This is a genomic window from Leptospira montravelensis, assembly GCF_004770045.1.
GTDB lineage: Bacteria > Spirochaetota > Leptospiria > Leptospirales > Leptospiraceae > Leptospira_A > Leptospira_A montravelensis.
The window spans coordinates 487,147-505,423 of record NZ_RQFO01000016.1; the positions used below are offsets into that span (position 1 = coordinate 487,147).

An 18,277-nucleotide genomic window follows, 5' to 3' on the forward strand; every position below is an offset into this window, starting at 1 on the left:
AGAAAGATCAAGTTAAGTTTTCTTTTTGAACAAATCACCAAGTTTACCCAGATCTTCTGGTTTGATATTGGTTCCCGCAGCTTTTTTGTTTTCTTCCTGAATTTCTTTGTATACTTCCGCCCGGTGTACAGAAACATTTTTGGGAGCTTTGACACCAATCTTCACTTGGTCACCTTTGATATCGACAATCACAATTTCGATATCATCACCGATCATTATGGACTGGTTACTCCTCCTTGCAAGAACTAACACGGATTATACCTTTTCGGAAGACATCTCTTCCATAGATTCGATGATGTTTTTTCGAATAGGATGATTTTCATCCCGAGAAATACATTGTTTTCCCTTTCCTTCTTTACCGTTCAGAATGATAGGACCTTGTAAGTTCGCAGTCATTCCTTTGGGATTGTCATGAGGAATGGTAACAATTAAAAAAATGATTCCTTCTTTCCAAGAGTTAAGTCCAATGTCATGTAATTCTTCATCTGAAACAGCTGGTTTATAATCATTCATAAACAGTTCTGGTTGGATGACAATAAACGCAAGTCCCGATTCCTTTGTGGATTGTAACCATTTGAAAGGACTTTCAGGACTTTCTTCAATGAGAGCGTACTCATCAAATTCATCAAATCCAAGTAACCCTTGTGGGAATTTTAAGATTTGTTTTGCGTCCACTTGGATGGTTCCGAAAGGTTTTGTGTGAATCGTTACCGACATTCTAGTTCCTGTACTTTCTATTCTTTCTAATATAACCGTCATTTAGTTTCCATTACCGAAGGAAATCCATAAGAGTTGGTTTAATAATTTTAGAACCGACATTTAGCGCATAACTATGAATTGTTTCTAACCATTTCATATTCATAATCGTTTCTGGAAAATCAATTCCTTCATTTTTAGCTAGAAGTTCTGTCATATACATTTTATCGTAAGAAACACGTTCTTCATGTTGTTCCAAACGATTCATACGTGCACCAATGGTCGAACGGTGGCGTAGGATATTTTCCAAAGCTAAATCCAAATCACCTAAATCCCTTCCACCAATTCGTTCTTGGTCTTTTTGGATTAAGTCGTTTCGTAATTGGATGAGAACATCAAATACTGAGAGTCCAGTGACTGTTGCCGACTTAGAAAAGTTATTCGGTGGTTCGCTGGCACTAGGTTCAATGAGTCCAATGTCACGAAGTACAGTCCCTCCATCCACATCCTCTAGCCAAATTTGGTGAGGTGCCGTGGAAGAAATAGAAATGTTATCTTGGGCAAGTTTACTTGCTTTGACTTCTAGTGGTGAGTTATTGATTTTATCAATCACATCATCAATGGTATCACCCACAGAGATATGAATCTCCACTCCATCAATTTTAAACTTTTGGTCGGAAGTGGCTTGGTAAGCAGAGTTATCTACTTTGGAAGTGACACTGACGTTGGTTCCCCAAAAAACTTTGTTACCAGGAATGGTGATGGGAATGTATTCGCCTTTTTCGATTTCACGGAGCTGTTCTCCGATATCACCGCGATACTCTACACCCACGTATTGGTTTTTGAGTTCTAGGCCTTGCAGACCTTTAATTTTGGATTCAATTGGTTCAAAGGGAGGTCTTTCGATGACATGACCACCAAACAAAGGTTGTCCGGTTGCATCACGAGCATTGGCAAGATCCACAATGGCACGTAAATGTTGGTCGATCTCTTTACCGATCGCCACTTCCAATTCAAATCCCTTGTCCCCTTGGTATATCCCGTTTCCGGCCTGAACTGTAAGGACACGAGCCCTTTGGAAAATTTCTCCCATTTTATCGAGGACACCATCAATCTGTTGTAACCTTTGGTATCCATCCCCAATGTTTTCTTCGTATTGGGAAAGTTCATTCAGTCGGGATCGAAAGTACATTTGGTTTGTGGCCGCACCCGGATCATCGGATGGTTTGCGAATTTTTAATCCGGTTCCTAGTTGGGTTTGGGTTTCGTCCATCGCCACTTGGTGACGGTTTAAGTTTCGCACCAAGGAATTGTTTTGCATCATGTTAGTAATTCTGATCATGATTATACACCTAACCTATTGATGACGAGATCCAACATCTCATTGAGTGTGGAAATCATTCTTGCGGAAGCATTATAAGATTGTTGGAACTGAACCATATTGGCCATCTCCTCATCCAAGTTCACACCCATCACTGACTGACGCATGTTTTCTAGTTCCACCATCAGTTCATTTTGAGTGGTATACTCTTGTTTTGCTTCTCGTGCTTCTGTTCCTAGTCTAGAGATGAGTGAGTTATAAAAATCATCCGTTGTTTTGGAATAATCAAACATCACCGGTTTTTCACGGAGGGCCGCTGCAATGAGAAGGGCATTGGATCCGTCTTTCTGACCGTTAGGTGAATTGTAATCACCAGATCCATTGACATCCTTACCTCGAGCGGCAGCAATGTTTGCCGGGTTGTTTCTCACATCTTCAGACATTTTAAAGAAAGAAGAAGGATGATACATCGGAGTCAGAGTGATGTCCTGAGCATTGGCTTGGAACTTATTGATCTCACCTACTTTTCGGTAATCAAAAGATCCAGCCACTCCCGTTGCCGTTAGAATTCCAGTTAGGCCCACAAGAAGTTCCCCAGAATCTTCTAAGTGGCGGATCATAAAGTTTTCTTTTTTATCGAGAGGGTTCGTGGTTGCTTTTAGCGCCAACTGGTTGTCATGCGACATGTAAGCCACTACACCAGTTTCTGAACGATTGATTCGTTTGATGACTGCGTTTAATGTATCATCTTTGGAATAAGGAACAAGAACCTCTGTTTCCCCACCAGGACTTGCTTTTAGAAAACGCATAGTTCCGGAAATTCCAATCGGACGATCCGCATCAAGTGATGTGCGACCAGTCACGCGAAACACTGCGGTTTTATCGTTTAGTCCATCCCCATCGGTATCAATTTCACCGAAGGTATTGGTGGCAAGAGCTCTATTTTCAAAAAAGTTTAGATTGGTTTTTCCATTCAAACCAAATCCATCTTTATGAATTTCGTTGATGACATCCATCGCATTGATGGCAAGGGCATCCACCGCATTGATTTTTTCGACAAGGATACGGTCTCTGATTTCGTAGAGAGCTTGGATGCTTCCCTTACGAAGTAAAACTGTATCACCAGTCTCTGACCATTTTAAATCCAGAAGGCCATCGTTATTGGGATTTCCCACCAAATCGATTTTATGAACCTTTTGTCCTTGGACAAGGATCTGTTGGCCAATAAAAACCATGAGTTCGTCTTCATCACTGCGGCCAATGGTTATGTCTGCCATCCCTGCTAGTTCTTGTAAAAGTTCATCCCTTCTGTCCAAAAGGTCATTGGGATTATCACCTAATGCTTGTGATTTTGTGATTTTTTCGTTCAGAGATTTGATATTCTCTGCCACAGTATTCAAATGGTTTACTTTGGATTCGATTTCACGATTGGACTGGTCCCGTAAGAGAGAAAGTTTGCGATACACATCTTCCATTCGGGATCCAAGGGCTTCCGCTTTTTCTTGGACCACAGCTCTATGTGCAGTTTCTTCCGGATAGTTAGAAAGATCTTCCCAAGAAGACCAAAACTGATCCATCATGGAACGGAGTGTCGTTCCTGTTGGTTCATTAAAAACAGTTTCTACTTGGTATAAATAATCATTCTTTTTTCCCCAATATTCTTTGAGAGAAGAAGAATCAATGATACGGTCATCAATGAAATTATCCCGAACTCTTTCGATTTCGGAAACTTTGACCCCTTGTCCAATTTGACCTGGAACCTCTGCTCGGTTGAACGCAGGTTCATACAGAGGATCCATACTATTCATGACGACACGTTGGCGCGCATAATGTTTGTTATCCGCATTGGATATGTTATGACCTGTGGTTTGGATCGCTTGTTGGTGGACCGAAAGTCCTCGTTTCCCTATTTCAATTCCTTGGAATGTTGATCCCATACGATTCTCCTAGGCAGTCGCGTTCAAAATGATCGCGCCTTTTTGGCCCTGCCCACGCCTTGTCGGTTGTTTGTGTGAGGTATAAACTTTTTCTCTGGATAACTCTTGCAAAGAGTCAACAGTAGTTTGCAAAAACTCTTTTCGTGTTTTTAAGAGTTTATCGTTTGTGATGATAGCGTCTTTTAAATCAGCCACTACCTTCTTTAATTCTAAAGCGAATGTTTTGAGTTTAAAATTGGACTCACGATCCATTTGGTTCAGAAAACTTGTGAGTGTAATAGTAGATTCATCTTTTGTGAATTTTTCCTTTTCATACACATCTTCGATCGTTTTCATCCGAATTCGTTCTAATTCGGATGCTTCTACCATTATATGATAACTTTCTTTGACATAGGACTCTAAGGATTTTCCGTCCGCAGAATGGATGGACGCTCTTTTTTTGCCTTCCAATTCCAGAAGGCGCTTGTAACAGTCTATTTCATTAGTAAATAAACTTCTAAGTGATTCTACCCAATCCAACATGCGAATTCCTTTTCCCTTATGGGAAGGATCGACGGATTCCCAAACTTGCTTAGGAAAATTTATAAAAATTTACTATTTTCAGGCCTATGTCACTAAAATCGCCGTGTACCAAAGTTTGTATGATGGACCCAGATTCAGGGCTCTGTGCGGGTTGCTATCGAACTATTGAAGAAATTGGGAATTGGTCTAGGATGACCGAAGAGGAGAGAGAAAAAGTTTGGAGTGAGCTCCCGCAACGAAAGGCGGGAAACTCTCTCAGGTAAATTGATTATTTAGTACCTTTATCAATCTTATTGCGGTGTTCTTCACACAATCTATAGAGTTGGTCTGTCGACGGATTTTTCTTTGTTACTTTTTTTCCGCATACAATACACATCCCTTGAGCTCTTCTTCGTTTGTATAACAACTGAACTCGCTCGGCACCGGAAAGATTGTATTTACTGATTTGAAGGCGAACCCCTTTTACTAAATAACTACCGATGGCAGATTCATCGCCTTTTTTAAGTTCGGCAAAAATCTTACTCAGCTCATCCGGTTTTATCGATTTAGGTTTCATACATTCTCCTGCTTTCTTGCTAAATTTAACTCTCTGTTAGATTCTAAATGTTAATGCAAATTAGTCAGTACCCACTAACGCGCAACACAATTTTAAAATCATATCCGAATTATCGAATATAGACGTAAAAACTAGGGATAAACTCTAAGATTAGAATCATTTTTGTCTTGGCAAAGTAAGATTATTGATTATGATCAAGTGTAAGGAGTCATGTATGGAAAAGAAATACAAAACACTCAAAGATTTTTTCCCTTTTTACTTGGAGGAACATAGCCATCCGTTCAATCGAGCTCTTCACTTTGTTGGATCAAGTCTCGCATTAGGATGCATCCTTGGATTTTTATCCACAGGTAAGTTCTATATCTTAGCCTTTGCTCTTGTTAGTGGGTATTTCTTCGCATGGATAGGACATTTTTTTGTAGAAAAGAACCGACCGGCAACCTTTACCTATCCATTTTATTCTTTTATCTCAGATTGGATCATGTATTTCAAAATGCTAACCGGTCGCATTGATGTAGAATTTGCCAAAATTAAGTCAAATAATAGCTAAGATGAAACTTGTTCTCAATTTGCTTGTAACTGCTGTTTTGTTCCTTGGTTGCCAACCGAAAGAGATTACTAAACAAGAGGTAACTTCTCTTCGGGATGGGAACCAAACAAATCTTCTTAGCTTTGCCAATTTGGTTTTACCAAAAATTTTAGGACAAGAATTCAAACGCTTTGAAACAGAAATAGATAAAGACCAAAAACACGAAGTACAAATTACTTATGGAAGTAATTCTGCGCTCACTTTCAATGATGCTTCGGAATACAGAAAAACAAATACCGAATACCATAGTTTAGTTTTACTTCGTACCAGTTATGCTTTGGCCCTCCATCATTTTCACAGATTTTCTTTAAGTCTTTCCAAACCGTTTTTCATTCAGGGAGAAAAGAATCCTGATGCAGAAATCCAAGAAGCCGAAATTTTCCGAACTACTATTTCCAAACCAGATTTGGATCATTTTTGGGAGAACCATCCCCAATTTGATCCCTATCGTGCACCTAAGTTAGGTGAGAAAGAATGGGAAAATGTAACAGGTGAAATTCAAAAATTGTGGAAAGTGGAATTGGATGAATTCAGTCGTGTTAAGGTGGAATGAGCCAAGGTTCACATTCACCTAATGCACGTTCCAATCGATCCAAATAAGATAGTTTAGGAATTTCATAGGCACCCAATTGCCAAGTCACATGATTGAGTTGTTGGGTGTCAAAAAGTTCAAATTGAGACTGGTTTAATTTTTCAAATAAATGAAAAAGTCCCACCTTTCCTGCATCGGATTCAAAAGAAAACATACTTTCCCCTGCAAAAAATTTGCCAATAGCAACCCCATAGACTCCGCCAACTAAAACATTCTCTGCATTCCAAACTTCTACAGAATGTGCCCAACCTTTTCTATTTAAGTCCGCATAACCTTCGATAAATCCTGGAGTGATCCAAGTATTATCTTTTTCTCTATAGGAACAAGCTTGCATGACAATAGGAAAAGCCTCATTAAAACTGATTCGAAATTTATTTTGTTTTACTTTTCTTTGTACAGTTTTGGAAAAATGAACTCTTTTTAAATCAAAAATAGCCCTAGGATCTAAACAATACCACCGAATAGGATCTTCCGACCAAGGAAAAATTCCGTGTTTGTATGCATATAACAGTCGCTCTACGGAAAAATCTCCACCCACAGCGACAAGGTCTTCCTTCCAAGTTCGTGGATTTTTAAAAAACTGATCGAAAGTCCTTTGTGTCAAGGTTCCAGTACATCCTTGGGATAATCATAAACTATTTTTACCTTCAGACTTTTTCCATTTTCATCGTTGATATTGGAAAGACCTTCAAATTGTAAAATTCTCCGCGTTTGCACATCATATACTAAAAAAAACGGTTTCACAACTTGTTTCAAAAGAAAATTATCAACCTCTAGTCTTAAATAAAGAGCTGGCCTACCCTTCCATTCACCATCTTTAATTTTCTCGGCAGCAAACTGATAATCATCTAACTGAACGGGAGCAAGAAAATGAAAAGACATTCTTTCCCCTTTCGATAAAAGTTCCCAATTGTTTCTGACAAAATAATCAAACCCACCATCCATCACCGCAGGAGACTTTGGTGTATAGGTCCTTTCGGAAAGAGGATCTTCTTTTTTTCGTTTGGAAAATAGACGGACCGATTTTCCTTTTACATCAGCACCTTCAATATATCCGTCTCGAAAGTCTTCGGTTTTAAATGTAGGAACTTCTGAGTTTTTATCGAACTCAATACGTTTGGTGCCAAAAACCTTTCCTTCAGCGTCTTTGTATTGGATATCAGAATAGATATGTTTTCCATTATTATAATATTCTTTATGATTGTCGGAATAAATATACTTACCTGTTTTCAGATCGTATGCCTTTCCGAAGTATTGGTATTTTGGTTTTTCTGCCAATAAAGGCAAAAATGATGGAAAAACTATGGCAAAAATTAGGATTTTACGTATCATACTGTTTAGACCATGAAAAAATACAGACTGACTGACCAAAGAACCGTTTTGGGAATTGTTTCCAAACTAACTACAACGATTCTGCAAGATAAGGATACGAAACAAAAGTTTACCCTTCAAAACCCAGTCGCTATCAACGATATCCTAAAATCAGTCCATATTACAATTTCTACCACTGATCCAATTGTTTCCAAACCAAAATCTTTAGTTTCTGTTCTTAAAGAAAATCGAATCGAACTTCGTGTGAAACCAGTGAATCCTTACCAAGATGATTTACTTCAAGTGTATGAAATCCTCATTGAACCTTTGGAGAGATCAGCCAAACGGGCAACGATTGAAGACATATCTGCTTATGAATTCAAAATGGCACAAACAGCCGATTTGGGAACTGTCATTTCCATTTATGGAAAAACTTCCATCATCAATCAAATTTTAAACCATTGGCAAATTCATTTGGAACAAGTATTAGCCAATTATGGATATTTTATTAAAAAAATTCAAATTGGTTTTTATTATGCCGTAGACACGCAGCTTATGGAAGCACTTGCTACCTCAAAAGCACCATATTACGTGCGTGATGCGAATAAGAGGATTTTTTATACGGAAAGAGAATTTTTTAGCCCCAAAAAACTTAGCGAAATATATATTCGTTCTTATTTGGATTCCCTGCTTTTAAATAATATCAAATCTACTTTGATATTTCCAATTTTTTCCAAAGGAAAAATCTTATTAGGTTACTTCGAAATAATTAGCAATTTGCCAGACCTTGGGAATCCAGTATTACAATCGGATATTGAAGGGGCGGAAGGAATTGGACCTTTACTAAATTTTTTAGATCAAAAGGCCGAAGAATTTGTATTCCAATTGGAATTCGCATACGCAAAGGATTGGGAAACAATTGTTCGCACAACACCCGTTAGAGATATTAGTCAAGATGGAAGAGGAATCGGAATTACCTTTCCCACGGGAACCAATATTGAAACAAGTACATTAGGTTCTCCTGTTTCTTTTCAGATGGTAATCAATTCTTCCCCCTACACTTTTTATGGAAGTTTACGAAGCATAAAAAAAGGAGAATCCGATTCCACAAACATTGGTGTCCAAATTTTCCAGTGTGACAAACCAGAGGGAATGTCATATCTTAGTGCTTATGCATCAAATTTAATTGGAGAGGCTGTTTCGTGACTCAGGAGCAATATGAAACAATCATAACGATACTTACAAAAATTCAGGATAGCGGTGGATCCGATCCTTACCGTTTGGTATTGTATTTAGTTCCCAATATGGGGATTATTTTTGGCACCACACTTTTGTTTTTTTTGTTTCAGTGGTGGCATAAACAAAAGATGGCACTCATCCAGTCTGGACAATACAAACCTTGGAGTTTTGACATCAGATTGTATTCCTTTTTCCTTGGTCTTTTGTTGACATTCACTGGTTTTGCCTTATCGTTTGTATTTATACTCGTCTTAGGAAGTTCTATGGCGATGTTAGGAGGGTTAATCCCATTCGCAATTGGACTCGGTCTCTTGACCTTCTACAAAATGTATCGGTAGACTCGGTACAACGTATCTGCAACGAGGAAGATTGGAATTCTGTTCAATCGATCCTAAGAGGAGACGTATCCCAATTCGAAGTCCTCATGAAACGATACCAAGGTATGGTATTTTCCCAGGCCAAAAAGGCCTTTCTCACCGAGGAAGAAGCGGAAGATTTTACCCAAGAAGTATTTTTAAAAGCCTATGAATCTTTAAGTCAGTTCCGAGGAGAATCTCAGTTTTCCACATGGTTATTTCAAATTGCAAGGTTTCGCCTAACAAAAGTTTTTAAGAAGAAAAAATTACCTATTGTTGATTGGCAAGAAGATATATCCGTTGTAGCGGACCTATCAAAACCTTCCGTAATTGAAATTTTAGATAAAGAAGAAACAAGTCATAACCTGCGATCCCTTGTTTCCAAATTACCAAAATCATACCAGTTGCCGATTCTTTTACATTATTTTGAAAACAAACCTCTCAAAGAAATTGCCGCCGATCTCAATATAAAACTTGGTACGATTAAAAGTCATATTTCTAGAGGAAAGGATTTATTAAGGAAATGGTGGTCACATGAAATCGAAGGTTGATTCCAGATCCAAGAACGAAATCACAGTTTTTAGAAATCCAGATCCACTCTTAAAGAATTTGGAATCATCTTCCATAATCCGCTTGCGAGTGTTAGGGCAAATTTTGCCTCTCAAGTTTTTATTCTCCTCAGTTGGCCTTTCGATTTTGTTATTTATGATTCCAATGGGAATTATGTTTTTATCAGTTTTTTATAACGAAAACACAGGATTACTTTTACCCATTTTGATTAGTTCCAGTTTGTTTTTCTGTTTTTACTCTCTTGTCCTTGGCTTTTTACTCCTCAACACAAGAATTCCTTTTCTGAATGAATGGAAAGAGAAACTTGGATTTGAAGAGGTTTAAAGTATTCGTGAAAGGTCTATTGGTTCTCCCACTGCTTTTATTTTCCGTTTCCCTTTCTGCCGAGGCGCTGCCTACTGCGGATGAATTTTTAAAAATGGATTTGGACAAGGCACTCCCTCTCATCGAATCCCTTTCTAAAGAAGATTCAAAAGTGCTTGTATCCGAACTCCGATCTGAAATCAAAAAATCCTACCCAAAAGCAGATCATTTTTATTTCCTCATTTCTCACTTGGAAGAAATCCAAGCCATTGAAAAAGAACAAGCCCGACTTCGTTCACTCCTTTGGGTGTACGGCCTTGCCTTCTTTTTGTTCTTCGGGTTCCTGGGATTTTTGTTACTCAGACAGCGCCAAGCGATCCGAGACATCAATCAGATGCTCGGGAAATAGATAGATATCGTTTCTTTGTAATCATTTTGTATTCTTTTTGTAATGAATCCCTGTTACTTTTGGATTAATTCATGAAAATACTAATTGTAGATGACGAAGAAGACATTGCAGGACTCATCCAATTCCATTTAGAGGAAGAAGGATTCCAGACCGAAGTTTGTCATAATGGGATGGAAGTCCTCCCACGTTTGGAAAAACACCTACCCGACGGAATCATTTTAGATCTGATGTTGCCGGGAATTGGTGGAATGGATCTTTGTAGACGCATCAAAGAAAAATACCCTCATATTCCTATTTTAATGGTAACAGCAAAAACCGGGGAAACCGATGTGGTTCTTGGTCTTGAATTAGGTGCTGACGATTACATACGTAAACCATTCAACATCCGCGAACTTGTTGCCCGCGTAAGAACCGTTACACGAAGAACTACAGACCCAAACCAAGAAGTCCAAGGAACCATTTCCACTGGAAAAATACAAATCAATCCAACGGCACACAAAGTGTTTGTAGAAGGTACCGAGATTGACCTAACGTTAATCGAATTCAAACTTTTACAACTGTTCGCTGGAAACCCGGGAGTTGCTTTTTCAAGAGACAAACTACTCGATCGAATTTGGGGAAAAGATGTTTTTGTAACGGACAGAACCGTTGATGTAAATATAAAACGGCTTCGTGACAAATTACTTTCTGAAAAAGAAAGATTAGAAACGATCCGCGGGGTCGGTTACCGATTCCGAGATGCGTAGTTTTTTTTCTACATTACTTTTACTCAACTGGGGTCTCTTACTTGTTTTACTGACCCTAGCTTTGGGTGTGTTTTATATCTATGATTTAGTGGTACCTGCAGTCCGCCCGCTCATTTTGTTTGGATTTGTATTAATTACCATATTTGGAACATTTTATATTTCAACAAACATTGCGATGCGAATTACAGATCCGCTAGCTACTGTTGAGAAAAAAACGAAAGAGATCAACGCCGGAGATTTTGGAGTTGAACTATCTTCTCCTGATATTCGTGAGCTCGCCACATTAACATCCTCTATCAATGAAATGGCTAGACGACTCAAAGTCCAATTTTTGGATCTGACAGTTGAAAAAGAGAAATTTAATTATTTATTACAAAATCTAAAAGAAGGTGTTTTTGCTATCGATAGAAATGAAAAATTTTTATTTTTAAATCGTAATATCTCTGACACCTTAATTGAAAAAAATTCCCAATTTAAAGCTTATACACCCGCAATCAAAAACAAAGAACTCTTAAACTTTATAAAAGAGAAAATCCAAAAGGGTGTAGAAGGAAAAACAGAATTCCAAGATGGACTTCATTTTTACACAGCTCGCATTTACCCAATCAAATCTGATTCCATGATTCAATTGTTTATTGGAGTTTTGTCAGATATAACTGAAGATAGACAAAACCAACTCATTAGAGAACAATTTTTTCAAAATGCTTCTCATGAATTAAAAACTCCCATAACATCAATTAAAGGTTATGCGGAAACTTTAGAGTATAAATTAAAACTTCCACAAGATTCGAATGAACGAAAATTTTTAGATGCCATTCTTAGAAATACTGACCGACTCATTCGAATTGTAGAAGATATGTTGACAGTTTCTAGATTGGAAAATCATAAAACAGTATTAAACCTTACCGAGTTTTCTCTGTTTGATTTGGTAAAAAATGTTTCCGAATCCTTGGGTGTGATTTACTCCCAAAAAAAACAAAATTTAGTTTTAGATATTCCATCAGATTTTCGTGTAAAGGCAGACCGACTCCTCCTTGAGGATTTGTTAGTGAATTTGATATCCAATGCCTCTGCTTATAGCCCGGAAGGTTCTAGTGTCATTGTCAGAACTTCTTCTACAGAGGACAAAAATCAAATCCAAGTCATCGATCATGGCATTGGTATTTCTGCAGAAGACGCCGAACGAATTTTTGAACGTTTTTTCCGGGTGGATACCAATCGTTCAAGAAAAGAGGGTGGCACGGGTCTTGGCCTTTCCATTGTCAAACACATTGCTAGACTCCATTCAGGAGAGGTTTCCGTAACTTCCAACCCGAAAGGTGGCTCCATTTTCACCTTTGAGTTTCCCAAAAAATAGATTCTAGTAAGAGAAATCGCCGGATAGAATATTGGTATCCGGTAGGTTATTTATGAAGTTTCCATTGGGATTTTATTCCTTCGGCAAAAACATCGGGATCAAAGACAGTAGTTTAGATTTTGCAGTCATATATTCGGAAAATCGATGTAAGGCGGCAGCCGTTTTTACACGGAATAATTTTCCAGGTGCACCTATTTATGTGGGCCGCGACCATATAAAAGATGGGCATTTGCAAGCCATTGTCATCAATTCTAAAAATTCCAATGTCGCAACTGGGGAACAAGGAATCAAAAACTCCTACCAAATTTGTATAGAACTTGGAAAATCTTTAGGTATTCCTGCCGAAGACATTCTTCCTTCCTCTACGGGAGTGATTGGTGTTCCACTACCAATAGAAAAAATACTTAACGCTTGTTCTACGGCAAAAGCAGATTTAAAACCAGGCAATTTAGATGAAGTTGCTGAAGCAATCATGACAACGGACACTCGTAAAAAAATCTCCTATCGCACGATGACCAACCAAGCAGGAGAAGGAGTGATGTTTGGTATTGCCAAAGGTGCAGGAATGATTGAACCCAATATGGCTACCATGTTGTCTTATATTCTTTGCGACTACTTGCCTGAATCAGGTGACCTACCGGGAATTCTAAAACGAGTGGTGGATGTAACTTACAATTGTGTGACCATTGATTCAGATACCTCTACAAGTGATACAGTGGTTCTTATGTGTTCTGGTGTTCTCGGTTCCATTCCAGATGATGTTTTTGAATCTCATTTAAGAGAAATTGCAACAGACCTTTCCAAAATGATTGCTCGAGATGGAGAAGGAGCATCAAAACTCATTGAACTTACGGTATCGCACGGCAGAGACGATATGCAGGTGACAAAAATTGGGAAATCCATTCTCAATTCACCTCTTGTGAAAACAGCCATTTACGGTGGTGATCCCAACTGGGGAAGGTTTGTGATGGCAATTGGAAAAGTATTTGATGAACCAATTCCATACGACTCATTAGAAATCCAATTAGGTGGAATATCCGTAAAGGGTGCAGATAATAACACCAAAACAAAGTTAGCAGAATATTTAAAATCAAATGAAGAAATCCATATCTCTGTGATTCTAAATACTGGATCTTTCCAAAAAACATTCTGGAGTTGTGATTTTACGGAAGGATATATTCAAGAAAACGCATACTATACAACATGAATTCAAATAAATTCAAAAGTGCATTCAAATATTTTTTACCTTCGAGTTATCAATTAAAACTTTCGGTAACCAATATCTTTACACGTACTTTATTTATTTTATTAGTATATGTTTCCTATTTTCTGATTTTATCGCAAATTCCAGAACCTATGTCTTATCGTTTGGAACTTGCACTACTTTTAACCAGTGCCTTTGCTCTGATTTTATATCTTCCTATCATCGAAAGACTTACACGTTACATTCGAACAAGATTTTTATCTGAATATCTGACAGAAGATGCAGAATCATACCGGCAAGCCATCAAACGATTTAACTTTGATGCACTAATCAAAAATGTTTTTCCTGATATGGTGAAAATCACAGGAAGCCATTCCGGTACTATGGCTGTGTTAACACATAATGGAACTTTCGCCTTCCACTCATATTTTCGGGGCCGCCAAAAAAAGCTAAGTCCGACAAAAGACATAACAGTCAAAACAAGTTTTCAATCTTTTTTGCTTAGCAAACGAAATGGAGCTTCTGTTGCGGAAACTTATTCTCTGGAAAACATCAATAATGACTTCATGGAACTCCATGCGAATTACATTTATCCATTTATATTTAGGGAAAAACTATTTGGATTCATAGCTGTTTCCAATATTCCCAATACGGATGCAACACATAGTTTATCACTTCTTGCAGGACAATCAGCCTTAACAATACATAACCACATTCTTTCCTATCATATTTCAGAAAACAAAAAGTACCAAAAAGAAGCGGCTTATGCGGTGCGCGTTCAAAACCTTTTAGAAACAGGAACAATTCCTGATCTAATGGGTTGGAAAATCACGGCCTTTAAAAGAACAAGTAGAAACTTAATCGAGTTTTTTCAAGTAGAGGATGGAAGTTGGTTTTTTGTCATTCTTAATGCGGGAAAATCTTACCAACATATTGGCATCATACTTTCTTATATATTAGGTGTGGTTTATTCACAATCAAGACTTCGTATTTTAAAAGGATTTTCAGATATAAAATCTTTAATACAATCCACCTTTCAAAAGTTAGACTGGAAAGAAAATTACGAAATGATAATTGGAAAAATTGGATATTCTGAACTTTATATAATTCAGGAAGGCAAACAATTTCGTATTACCAGAAACTCTGAAGAAGTTGTGGCAAGTATGGGTTGGAAAAATATGATTAACATGGATAAAGGACCCATCCTCATCCAACAAAGAGGTGAACCAATTCTAAAATTTATTTTCGAAGAGCCGGAAGTCAAATGAGAGAACTTGCCATCACCATACTTTCTTCACTTTTGTTTTTTTTAATCCTTCTCTTTGCTTTTATAGGATTTCAAAATAACGCAAAAAGACTTCCCTTTTATTATTATCCTTCGGGGCTCATTGTAAATATTGGTGAAGGAAACCGCGCCCACTGGGGAAACTCAGTAGTTCAGGAAGATTTAGAAAAATTTGAATCTATCACAGATTTTTCAAAAATTGATTCCTTTCCATTACACTTAAAAAATTACAAAGGTGAAGTTTATGAAGTTAATTTCAATTTAATTACCGTTCGCAAAACAGATGTTCTCAATGTATTTTTTTCCGATTTATTTTTGGCATTTTTTAGTCTTGCAATTGCTGTATATTTTTATTATTCCACAAGAGATGCACTGATATTTGGTTTCTTCTTTAATTTTGGCCTCGTCATTCTTTCCAATGTTTTTGTATTAACTTTTAATAATTCCATTTTTCTTTTTGTACTAACACTCTATTTTGGGAGTTTTTTACAATATCATTTAATCTACAGGTTACGCGGAAAAGAGATCAATTCAAAATGGTTATTACCACAAATATTAATTTCTTTTATTATGGCAATGATCGCATCACAAGAAAAGTACGATATGGTGCTTATCGAAAGAGTGGTTTTGGTAGCTCATGCTATAACCGTTTTATTTGGTTCCATCAATATTATTGCTAATATCTATGAAATAATACGATCGAAACCGCAAGAGGAAGCTCTTCTAAAGAGGATTATTTTAGTTTCATCCATTTTCCTTTACGTAGCCCTTCCTAGTAGCATCATCTTCTTTGATGGTTACCCTTGGTTTTTTGTACATCGATCCTTTTTTATAACTACTTACCTTTTATTCATTCTCTCTTTTTTCTACGGAACATATCGTTATACGTTTGTACCATCGCTAGTCATTTTTACTCCAAGTATTGTCACATTGATTTTGGTTTCTATCATTTTGGGAACCTATATAGGTTCTATTTTTATTTTAGATTTTATACTTCCCATTCGCTATTTAAAAGACCGTTGGGTATTTAATCTAATTTATCTTTTTTTAGTAACTGCATATTTGATTCCACTCAAACTAAAAGTTAAAGAGTTATTTGATTATTGGTTTTTTGAACAAAACCCAAAACTCAGCGAAGGGATCAATAAAATTGCCGGACTATTATCTTCTCCGCTTTCGATGCGAAAAACAATCCTAACCATCAACCGAACTGTCAAAGAGACTGTAAATATTTCAAATATCATTATTTTGATTCCTGGCGATCAATTTGCTAGTACAGACTTAAAAAACATAAACTTCGTACGAATTTCGCCTCAATCAGAAATATGGAATTATTTCAAAAGTACTGATCGCGTAACAGTAACTTCCCATTTGGAATATGGTATTGGACTAAGAGAGACTTTATATAATTTTCTAAAAGGCTTAAATGTTCAGTTAGCATTCCCAGCTTATGACTCCTCCTCTAACAAAAAAAACATCCAAGCAATGATTCTTATTGGAGAGAAATTAGATAAAAAATATTTCTCTATTGGTGAATTAAAATTTATCAATGAAGTTGTCAAAATTTCAGGGATGTTACTCGAAAACTATAGTTTATTAGAAGATGAAATACAGAAACGTAAAATCGTAAGGGATATTCAAACAGCTTCCATTGTTGACAATACTCTCAGACTCATATTACCAAGTGAAATCAAAGGTATTGATTACGGTTATATTTCCAAACCTGCTGTGGGAATTTCAGGAGATTATTTAGATATCATTCCTTTATCTCAAACAAAAATGATTGTCTTGTTAGGTGATGTTGCTGGACATGGATTGGGAACTGGATTTTTAGTTAGCGCGATCAAAGGAATTGTTAGAGAACAACTCAGAAATGGAACTTCCCTCGAAGGTTTATTTCGCGAAATCAATTCGTTTTTTCGTGCTCGTTATAAAGGAAACGAGTTTATGACTCTCCTCGGAGGAGTTTTTGACTCCAATGAAAATGTTTTTAAATATGTAAATGCAGGTCATCTATCATTAATTGAAATGCGAGCCGATGGACAAATTAAATTACATTCCAAAACGCAAAGAGTTCTCGGAATTTTAGAAACTGATTACCATGCCCAAGAATTAAAATTAATCCCAGGTACTAAATTATTCCTCTACTCTGATGGAATCACAGAAGCCTTTAGTGAACGCGATGAGATTTTTGGAGAGGAAACTTTAATCGAATTTTTGCACTTTAATGCCGAAAAAACCGTAAAAGAAATCCCCGCCCTACTTGATGTGAAGATGACAAATTTTCGCGGGAACCGAGAACAATCGGATGATATTACATTTATTGGTCTTTCTTTTACCCCCAATTAGCCGATACTGAAACTGATGATGGCAGAAAAACCGGTCAAATTTGTCATTTTTCTTTCTTTGATACTGAGCTTAGTTGCGTTTTGGGACCACCAATTCACTTCTTATCTCAAAGAATTTGTTGTACTCATCCATGAGATCTGTCATGCCACAGCCGCGCTCTTTAGTGGTGGAGTTGTAAAAGGAATCGCATTACATGGAAACGAAGGTGGGGAAACCATTGCTGTTCCTGCTTCCTTTCGAGGTTCTTTTATACTAGTAGTTTCTGCAGGTTACATTGGTTCCTCCCTTGTAGGTGCCTTTTTACTTCGTTTAGGTTTCCAAGGTCGCCATGCTCGCCAAACAATGATTCTGTTAGGATTATTTTTAATCTCAGTCAGCGTTTTGTATTCTAAATTAGGTGAACTTGCTTACCTTACTGGAATTTTTTGGGGAGTAGGAATTCTCGTAACAGGAATGTTAGGTGAAACGATTTCAATTTTGTCTTTAGTTTTTTTAGGCACAAGTATTTCATTATATTCATTGTATGACCTCTCGGATTTTGCCGAAAGACTGACAGAAACGGATGCTGGTATTCTGGCATTTTGGATGGCCGGTCTTGGTCCCGAAGACCTACAAAATGAAGAAGTTCCGACGGTGGTTGTGGTCCTTGGCTATATGATCGCGACTCTTTGGTCTCTTCTCAGTGTAGGAATCATTTTTATGTCCCTCCGTAGTTCCCTTAGCCATGAAGAAACCCATGATTTTCCCAGTTTGGAAGAGAGTTTCGAACGTTTTCCTGGTGATCTTTCTCCCGAGGCAAAACTTTGGTTGGAAAAACGTGGTGTAGATCCCGAAAGTGGAATTGTTTTACCCCCCAATTTGTTCCAAGACTTTCCCCCGAAAGACAACAGTCCCTAGGCCTTTACGCAAATTTTCATTTGCCGAGGACATAGACT

22 protein-coding genes are annotated in these 18,277 nt (G+C 37.4%); 14 read left to right on the forward strand and 8 right to left on the reverse strand.

What is annotated here, in order from left to right; genetic code table 11:
- Positions 1 to 12: 12 nt before the first annotated feature.
- The 5 genes from csrA to flgN are packed head-to-tail and all read right to left on the reverse strand — an operon-like array spanning position 13 to position 4,476.
- Positions 13 to 252, reverse strand: a complete 240-nt coding sequence (gene csrA, locus EHQ31_RS12555) for a carbon storage regulator CsrA (protein WP_012390131.1) — start codon at positions 250 to 252, stop codon at positions 13 to 15.
- Between the two features lie 3 nt (positions 253 to 255).
- A complete protein-coding gene (gene fliW, locus EHQ31_RS12560; protein ID WP_208652783.1) occupies positions 256 to 717 on the reverse strand; it encodes a flagellar assembly protein FliW in 462 nt (153 codons plus the stop codon).
- Between the two features lie 52 nt (positions 718 to 769).
- Positions 770 to 2,035, reverse strand: a complete 1,266-nt coding sequence (locus EHQ31_RS12565) for a flagellar hook-associated protein 3 (protein ID WP_231292547.1) — start codon at positions 2,033 to 2,035, stop codon at positions 770 to 772.
- Between the two features lie 5 nt (positions 2,036 to 2,040).
- A complete protein-coding gene (gene flgK, locus EHQ31_RS12570) occupies positions 2,041 to 3,954 on the reverse strand; it encodes a flagellar hook-associated protein FlgK (protein ID WP_135573208.1) in 1,914 nt (637 codons plus the stop codon).
- Between the two features lie 9 nt (positions 3,955 to 3,963).
- A complete protein-coding gene (flgN, locus tag EHQ31_RS12575; protein WP_135573206.1) occupies positions 3,964 to 4,476 on the reverse strand; it encodes a flagellar export chaperone FlgN in 513 nt (170 codons plus the stop codon).
- An 86-nt stretch (positions 4,477 to 4,562) separates the two neighbouring features.
- On the opposite strand from flgN, the gene EHQ31_RS12580 reads away from it, so the two are divergent.
- Positions 4,563 to 4,739 (forward strand): DUF1289 domain-containing protein, encoded by a 177-nt coding sequence (locus EHQ31_RS12580; protein ID WP_135573204.1) that lies wholly within the window; start codon positions 4,563 to 4,565, stop codon positions 4,737 to 4,739.
- A 5-nt stretch (positions 4,740 to 4,744) separates the two neighbouring features.
- Here the strand turns inward: EHQ31_RS12580 and EHQ31_RS12585 are convergent, their stop codons facing one another.
- Positions 4,745 to 5,032 (reverse strand): LIC10235 family protein, encoded by a 288-nt coding sequence (locus EHQ31_RS12585; RefSeq protein WP_135573202.1) that lies wholly within the window; start codon positions 5,030 to 5,032, stop codon positions 4,745 to 4,747.
- A 214-nt stretch (positions 5,033 to 5,246) separates the two neighbouring features.
- On the opposite strand from EHQ31_RS12585, the gene EHQ31_RS12590 reads away from it, so the two are divergent.
- Both EHQ31_RS12590 and EHQ31_RS12595 read left to right on the forward strand, forming a co-directional pair.
- The gene (locus EHQ31_RS12590) at positions 5,247 to 5,582 is read left to right on the forward strand and encodes an Mpo1-like protein (protein WP_135573200.1); all 336 of its coding nucleotides are present in this window, start codon (positions 5,247 to 5,249) and stop codon (positions 5,580 to 5,582) included.
- A gap of 1 nt (position 5,583) precedes the next feature.
- Complete coding sequence (locus EHQ31_RS12595; protein WP_135573198.1) at positions 5,584 to 6,174, forward strand: hypothetical protein; 591 nt, start codon at positions 5,584 to 5,586, stop codon at positions 6,172 to 6,174.
- On the opposite strand, the gene aat is transcribed toward EHQ31_RS12595, so the two are convergent.
- Together aat and EHQ31_RS12605 are read right to left on the reverse strand one after the other, a co-directional pair.
- Positions 6,161 to 6,817: a leucyl/phenylalanyl-tRNA--protein transferase gene (aat, locus tag EHQ31_RS12600; RefSeq protein WP_135573195.1), complete on the reverse strand. Its 657-nt coding sequence runs from the start codon at positions 6,815 to 6,817 to the stop codon at positions 6,161 to 6,163. The two genes, EHQ31_RS12595 and aat, sit on opposite strands and share 14 nt — an antisense overlap.
- The gene (locus tag EHQ31_RS12605; protein WP_135573193.1) at positions 6,814 to 7,545 is read right to left on the reverse strand and encodes a hypothetical protein; all 732 of its coding nucleotides are present in this window, start codon (positions 7,543 to 7,545) and stop codon (positions 6,814 to 6,816) included. The genes aat and EHQ31_RS12605 overlap by 4 nt, the downstream gene beginning before the upstream one ends.
- Before the next feature lie 12 nt (positions 7,546 to 7,557).
- Between EHQ31_RS12605 and EHQ31_RS12610 the strand changes: the two genes are divergently transcribed.
- From EHQ31_RS12610 to EHQ31_RS12660, 11 genes are all read left to right on the forward strand, one after another.
- A complete protein-coding gene (locus EHQ31_RS12610) occupies positions 7,558 to 8,730 on the forward strand; it encodes a hypothetical protein (RefSeq protein WP_135573192.1) in 1,173 nt (390 codons plus the stop codon).
- On the forward strand, positions 8,727 to 9,101 hold the full coding sequence (locus EHQ31_RS12615) for a hypothetical protein (protein WP_135573190.1): 375 nt from the start codon (positions 8,727 to 8,729) through the stop codon (positions 9,099 to 9,101). The genes EHQ31_RS12610 and EHQ31_RS12615 overlap by 4 nt, the downstream gene beginning before the upstream one ends.
- A gap of 50 nt (positions 9,102 to 9,151) precedes the next feature.
- Positions 9,152 to 9,670, forward strand: a complete 519-nt coding sequence (locus EHQ31_RS12620) for an RNA polymerase sigma factor (RefSeq protein WP_261637343.1) — start codon at positions 9,152 to 9,154, stop codon at positions 9,668 to 9,670.
- Complete coding sequence (locus EHQ31_RS12625; protein WP_135573186.1) at positions 9,654 to 10,013, forward strand: hypothetical protein; 360 nt, start codon at positions 9,654 to 9,656, stop codon at positions 10,011 to 10,013. Before EHQ31_RS12620 ends, EHQ31_RS12625 begins: the two co-directional genes overlap by 17 nt.
- Before the next feature lie 7 nt (positions 10,014 to 10,020).
- The gene (locus EHQ31_RS12630) at positions 10,021 to 10,401 is read left to right on the forward strand and encodes a hypothetical protein (RefSeq protein WP_135574079.1); all 381 of its coding nucleotides are present in this window, start codon (positions 10,021 to 10,023) and stop codon (positions 10,399 to 10,401) included.
- Between the two features lie 71 nt (positions 10,402 to 10,472).
- The gene (locus EHQ31_RS12635; RefSeq protein ID WP_135573184.1) at positions 10,473 to 11,147 is read left to right on the forward strand and encodes a response regulator; all 675 of its coding nucleotides are present in this window, start codon (positions 10,473 to 10,475) and stop codon (positions 11,145 to 11,147) included.
- Complete coding sequence (locus EHQ31_RS12640; RefSeq protein ID WP_135573182.1) at positions 11,140 to 12,504, forward strand: HAMP domain-containing sensor histidine kinase; 1,365 nt, start codon at positions 11,140 to 11,142, stop codon at positions 12,502 to 12,504. The genes EHQ31_RS12635 and EHQ31_RS12640 overlap by 8 nt, the downstream gene beginning before the upstream one ends.
- 52 nt (positions 12,505 to 12,556) lie before the next feature.
- Positions 12,557 to 13,711, forward strand: a complete 1,155-nt coding sequence (argJ, locus tag EHQ31_RS12645) for a bifunctional glutamate N-acetyltransferase/amino-acid acetyltransferase ArgJ (RefSeq protein WP_135573180.1) — start codon at positions 12,557 to 12,559, stop codon at positions 13,709 to 13,711.
- Positions 13,708 to 14,976 (forward strand): hypothetical protein, encoded by a 1,269-nt coding sequence (locus EHQ31_RS12650; protein WP_135573178.1) that lies wholly within the window; start codon positions 13,708 to 13,710, stop codon positions 14,974 to 14,976. Before argJ ends, EHQ31_RS12650 begins: the two co-directional genes overlap by 4 nt.
- A complete protein-coding gene (locus tag EHQ31_RS12655) occupies positions 14,973 to 17,342 on the forward strand; it encodes a SpoIIE family protein phosphatase (protein WP_135573176.1) in 2,370 nt (789 codons plus the stop codon). Before EHQ31_RS12650 ends, EHQ31_RS12655 begins: the two co-directional genes overlap by 4 nt.
- Positions 17,343 to 17,360: 18 nt before the next feature.
- A complete protein-coding gene (locus EHQ31_RS12660; protein ID WP_409996921.1) occupies positions 17,361 to 18,239 on the forward strand; it encodes a M50 family metallopeptidase in 879 nt (292 codons plus the stop codon).
- The last annotated feature ends 38 nt before the right edge of the window (positions 18,240 to 18,277 follow it).

Bases quoted from the DNA above. Each gene is read 5' to 3' on its own strand.
- flgN (WP_135573206.1), bottom strand. From the start codon at position 4,476: ATGTTGGATTGGGTAGAATCACTTAGAAGTTTATTTACTAATGAAATA.
- EHQ31_RS12585 (WP_135573202.1), bottom strand. From the start codon at position 5,032: ATGAAACCTAAATCGATAAAACCGGATGAGCTGAGTAAGATTTTTGCC.
- EHQ31_RS12605 (WP_135573193.1), bottom strand. From the start codon at position 7,545: ATGATACGTAAAATCCTAATTTTTGCCATAGTTTTTCCATCATTTTTG.
- EHQ31_RS12635 (WP_135573184.1), top strand. From the start codon at position 10,473: ATGAAAATACTAATTGTAGATGACGAAGAAGACATTGCAGGACTCATC.
- EHQ31_RS12650 (WP_135573178.1), top strand. From the start codon at position 13,708: ATGAATTCAAATAAATTCAAAAGTGCATTCAAATATTTTTTACCTTCG.
- EHQ31_RS12580 (WP_135573204.1), top strand. From the start codon at position 4,563: ATGTCACTAAAATCGCCGTGTACCAAAGTTTGTATGATGGACCCAGAT.
- EHQ31_RS12655 (WP_135573176.1), top strand. From the start codon at position 14,973: ATGAGAGAACTTGCCATCACCATACTTTCTTCACTTTTGTTTTTTTTA.
- EHQ31_RS12660 (WP_409996921.1), top strand. From the start codon at position 17,361: ATGGCAGAAAAACCGGTCAAATTTGTCATTTTTCTTTCTTTGATACTG.
- EHQ31_RS12595 (WP_135573198.1), top strand. From the start codon at position 5,584: ATGAAACTTGTTCTCAATTTGCTTGTAACTGCTGTTTTGTTCCTTGGT.
- flgK (WP_135573208.1), bottom strand. From the start codon at position 3,954: ATGGGATCAACATTCCAAGGAATTGAAATAGGGAAACGAGGACTTTCG.
- EHQ31_RS12610 (WP_135573192.1), top strand. From the start codon at position 7,558: ATGAAAAAATACAGACTGACTGACCAAAGAACCGTTTTGGGAATTGTT.
- EHQ31_RS12640 (WP_135573182.1), top strand. From the start codon at position 11,140: ATGCGTAGTTTTTTTTCTACATTACTTTTACTCAACTGGGGTCTCTTA.
- EHQ31_RS12590 (WP_135573200.1), top strand. From the start codon at position 5,247: ATGGAAAAGAAATACAAAACACTCAAAGATTTTTTCCCTTTTTACTTG.
- EHQ31_RS12625 (WP_135573186.1), top strand. From the start codon at position 9,654: ATGAAATCGAAGGTTGATTCCAGATCCAAGAACGAAATCACAGTTTTT.
- fliW (WP_208652783.1), bottom strand. From the start codon at position 717: ATGTCGGTAACGATTCACACAAAACCTTTCGGAACCATCCAAGTGGAC.
- argJ (WP_135573180.1), top strand. From the start codon at position 12,557: ATGAAGTTTCCATTGGGATTTTATTCCTTCGGCAAAAACATCGGGATC.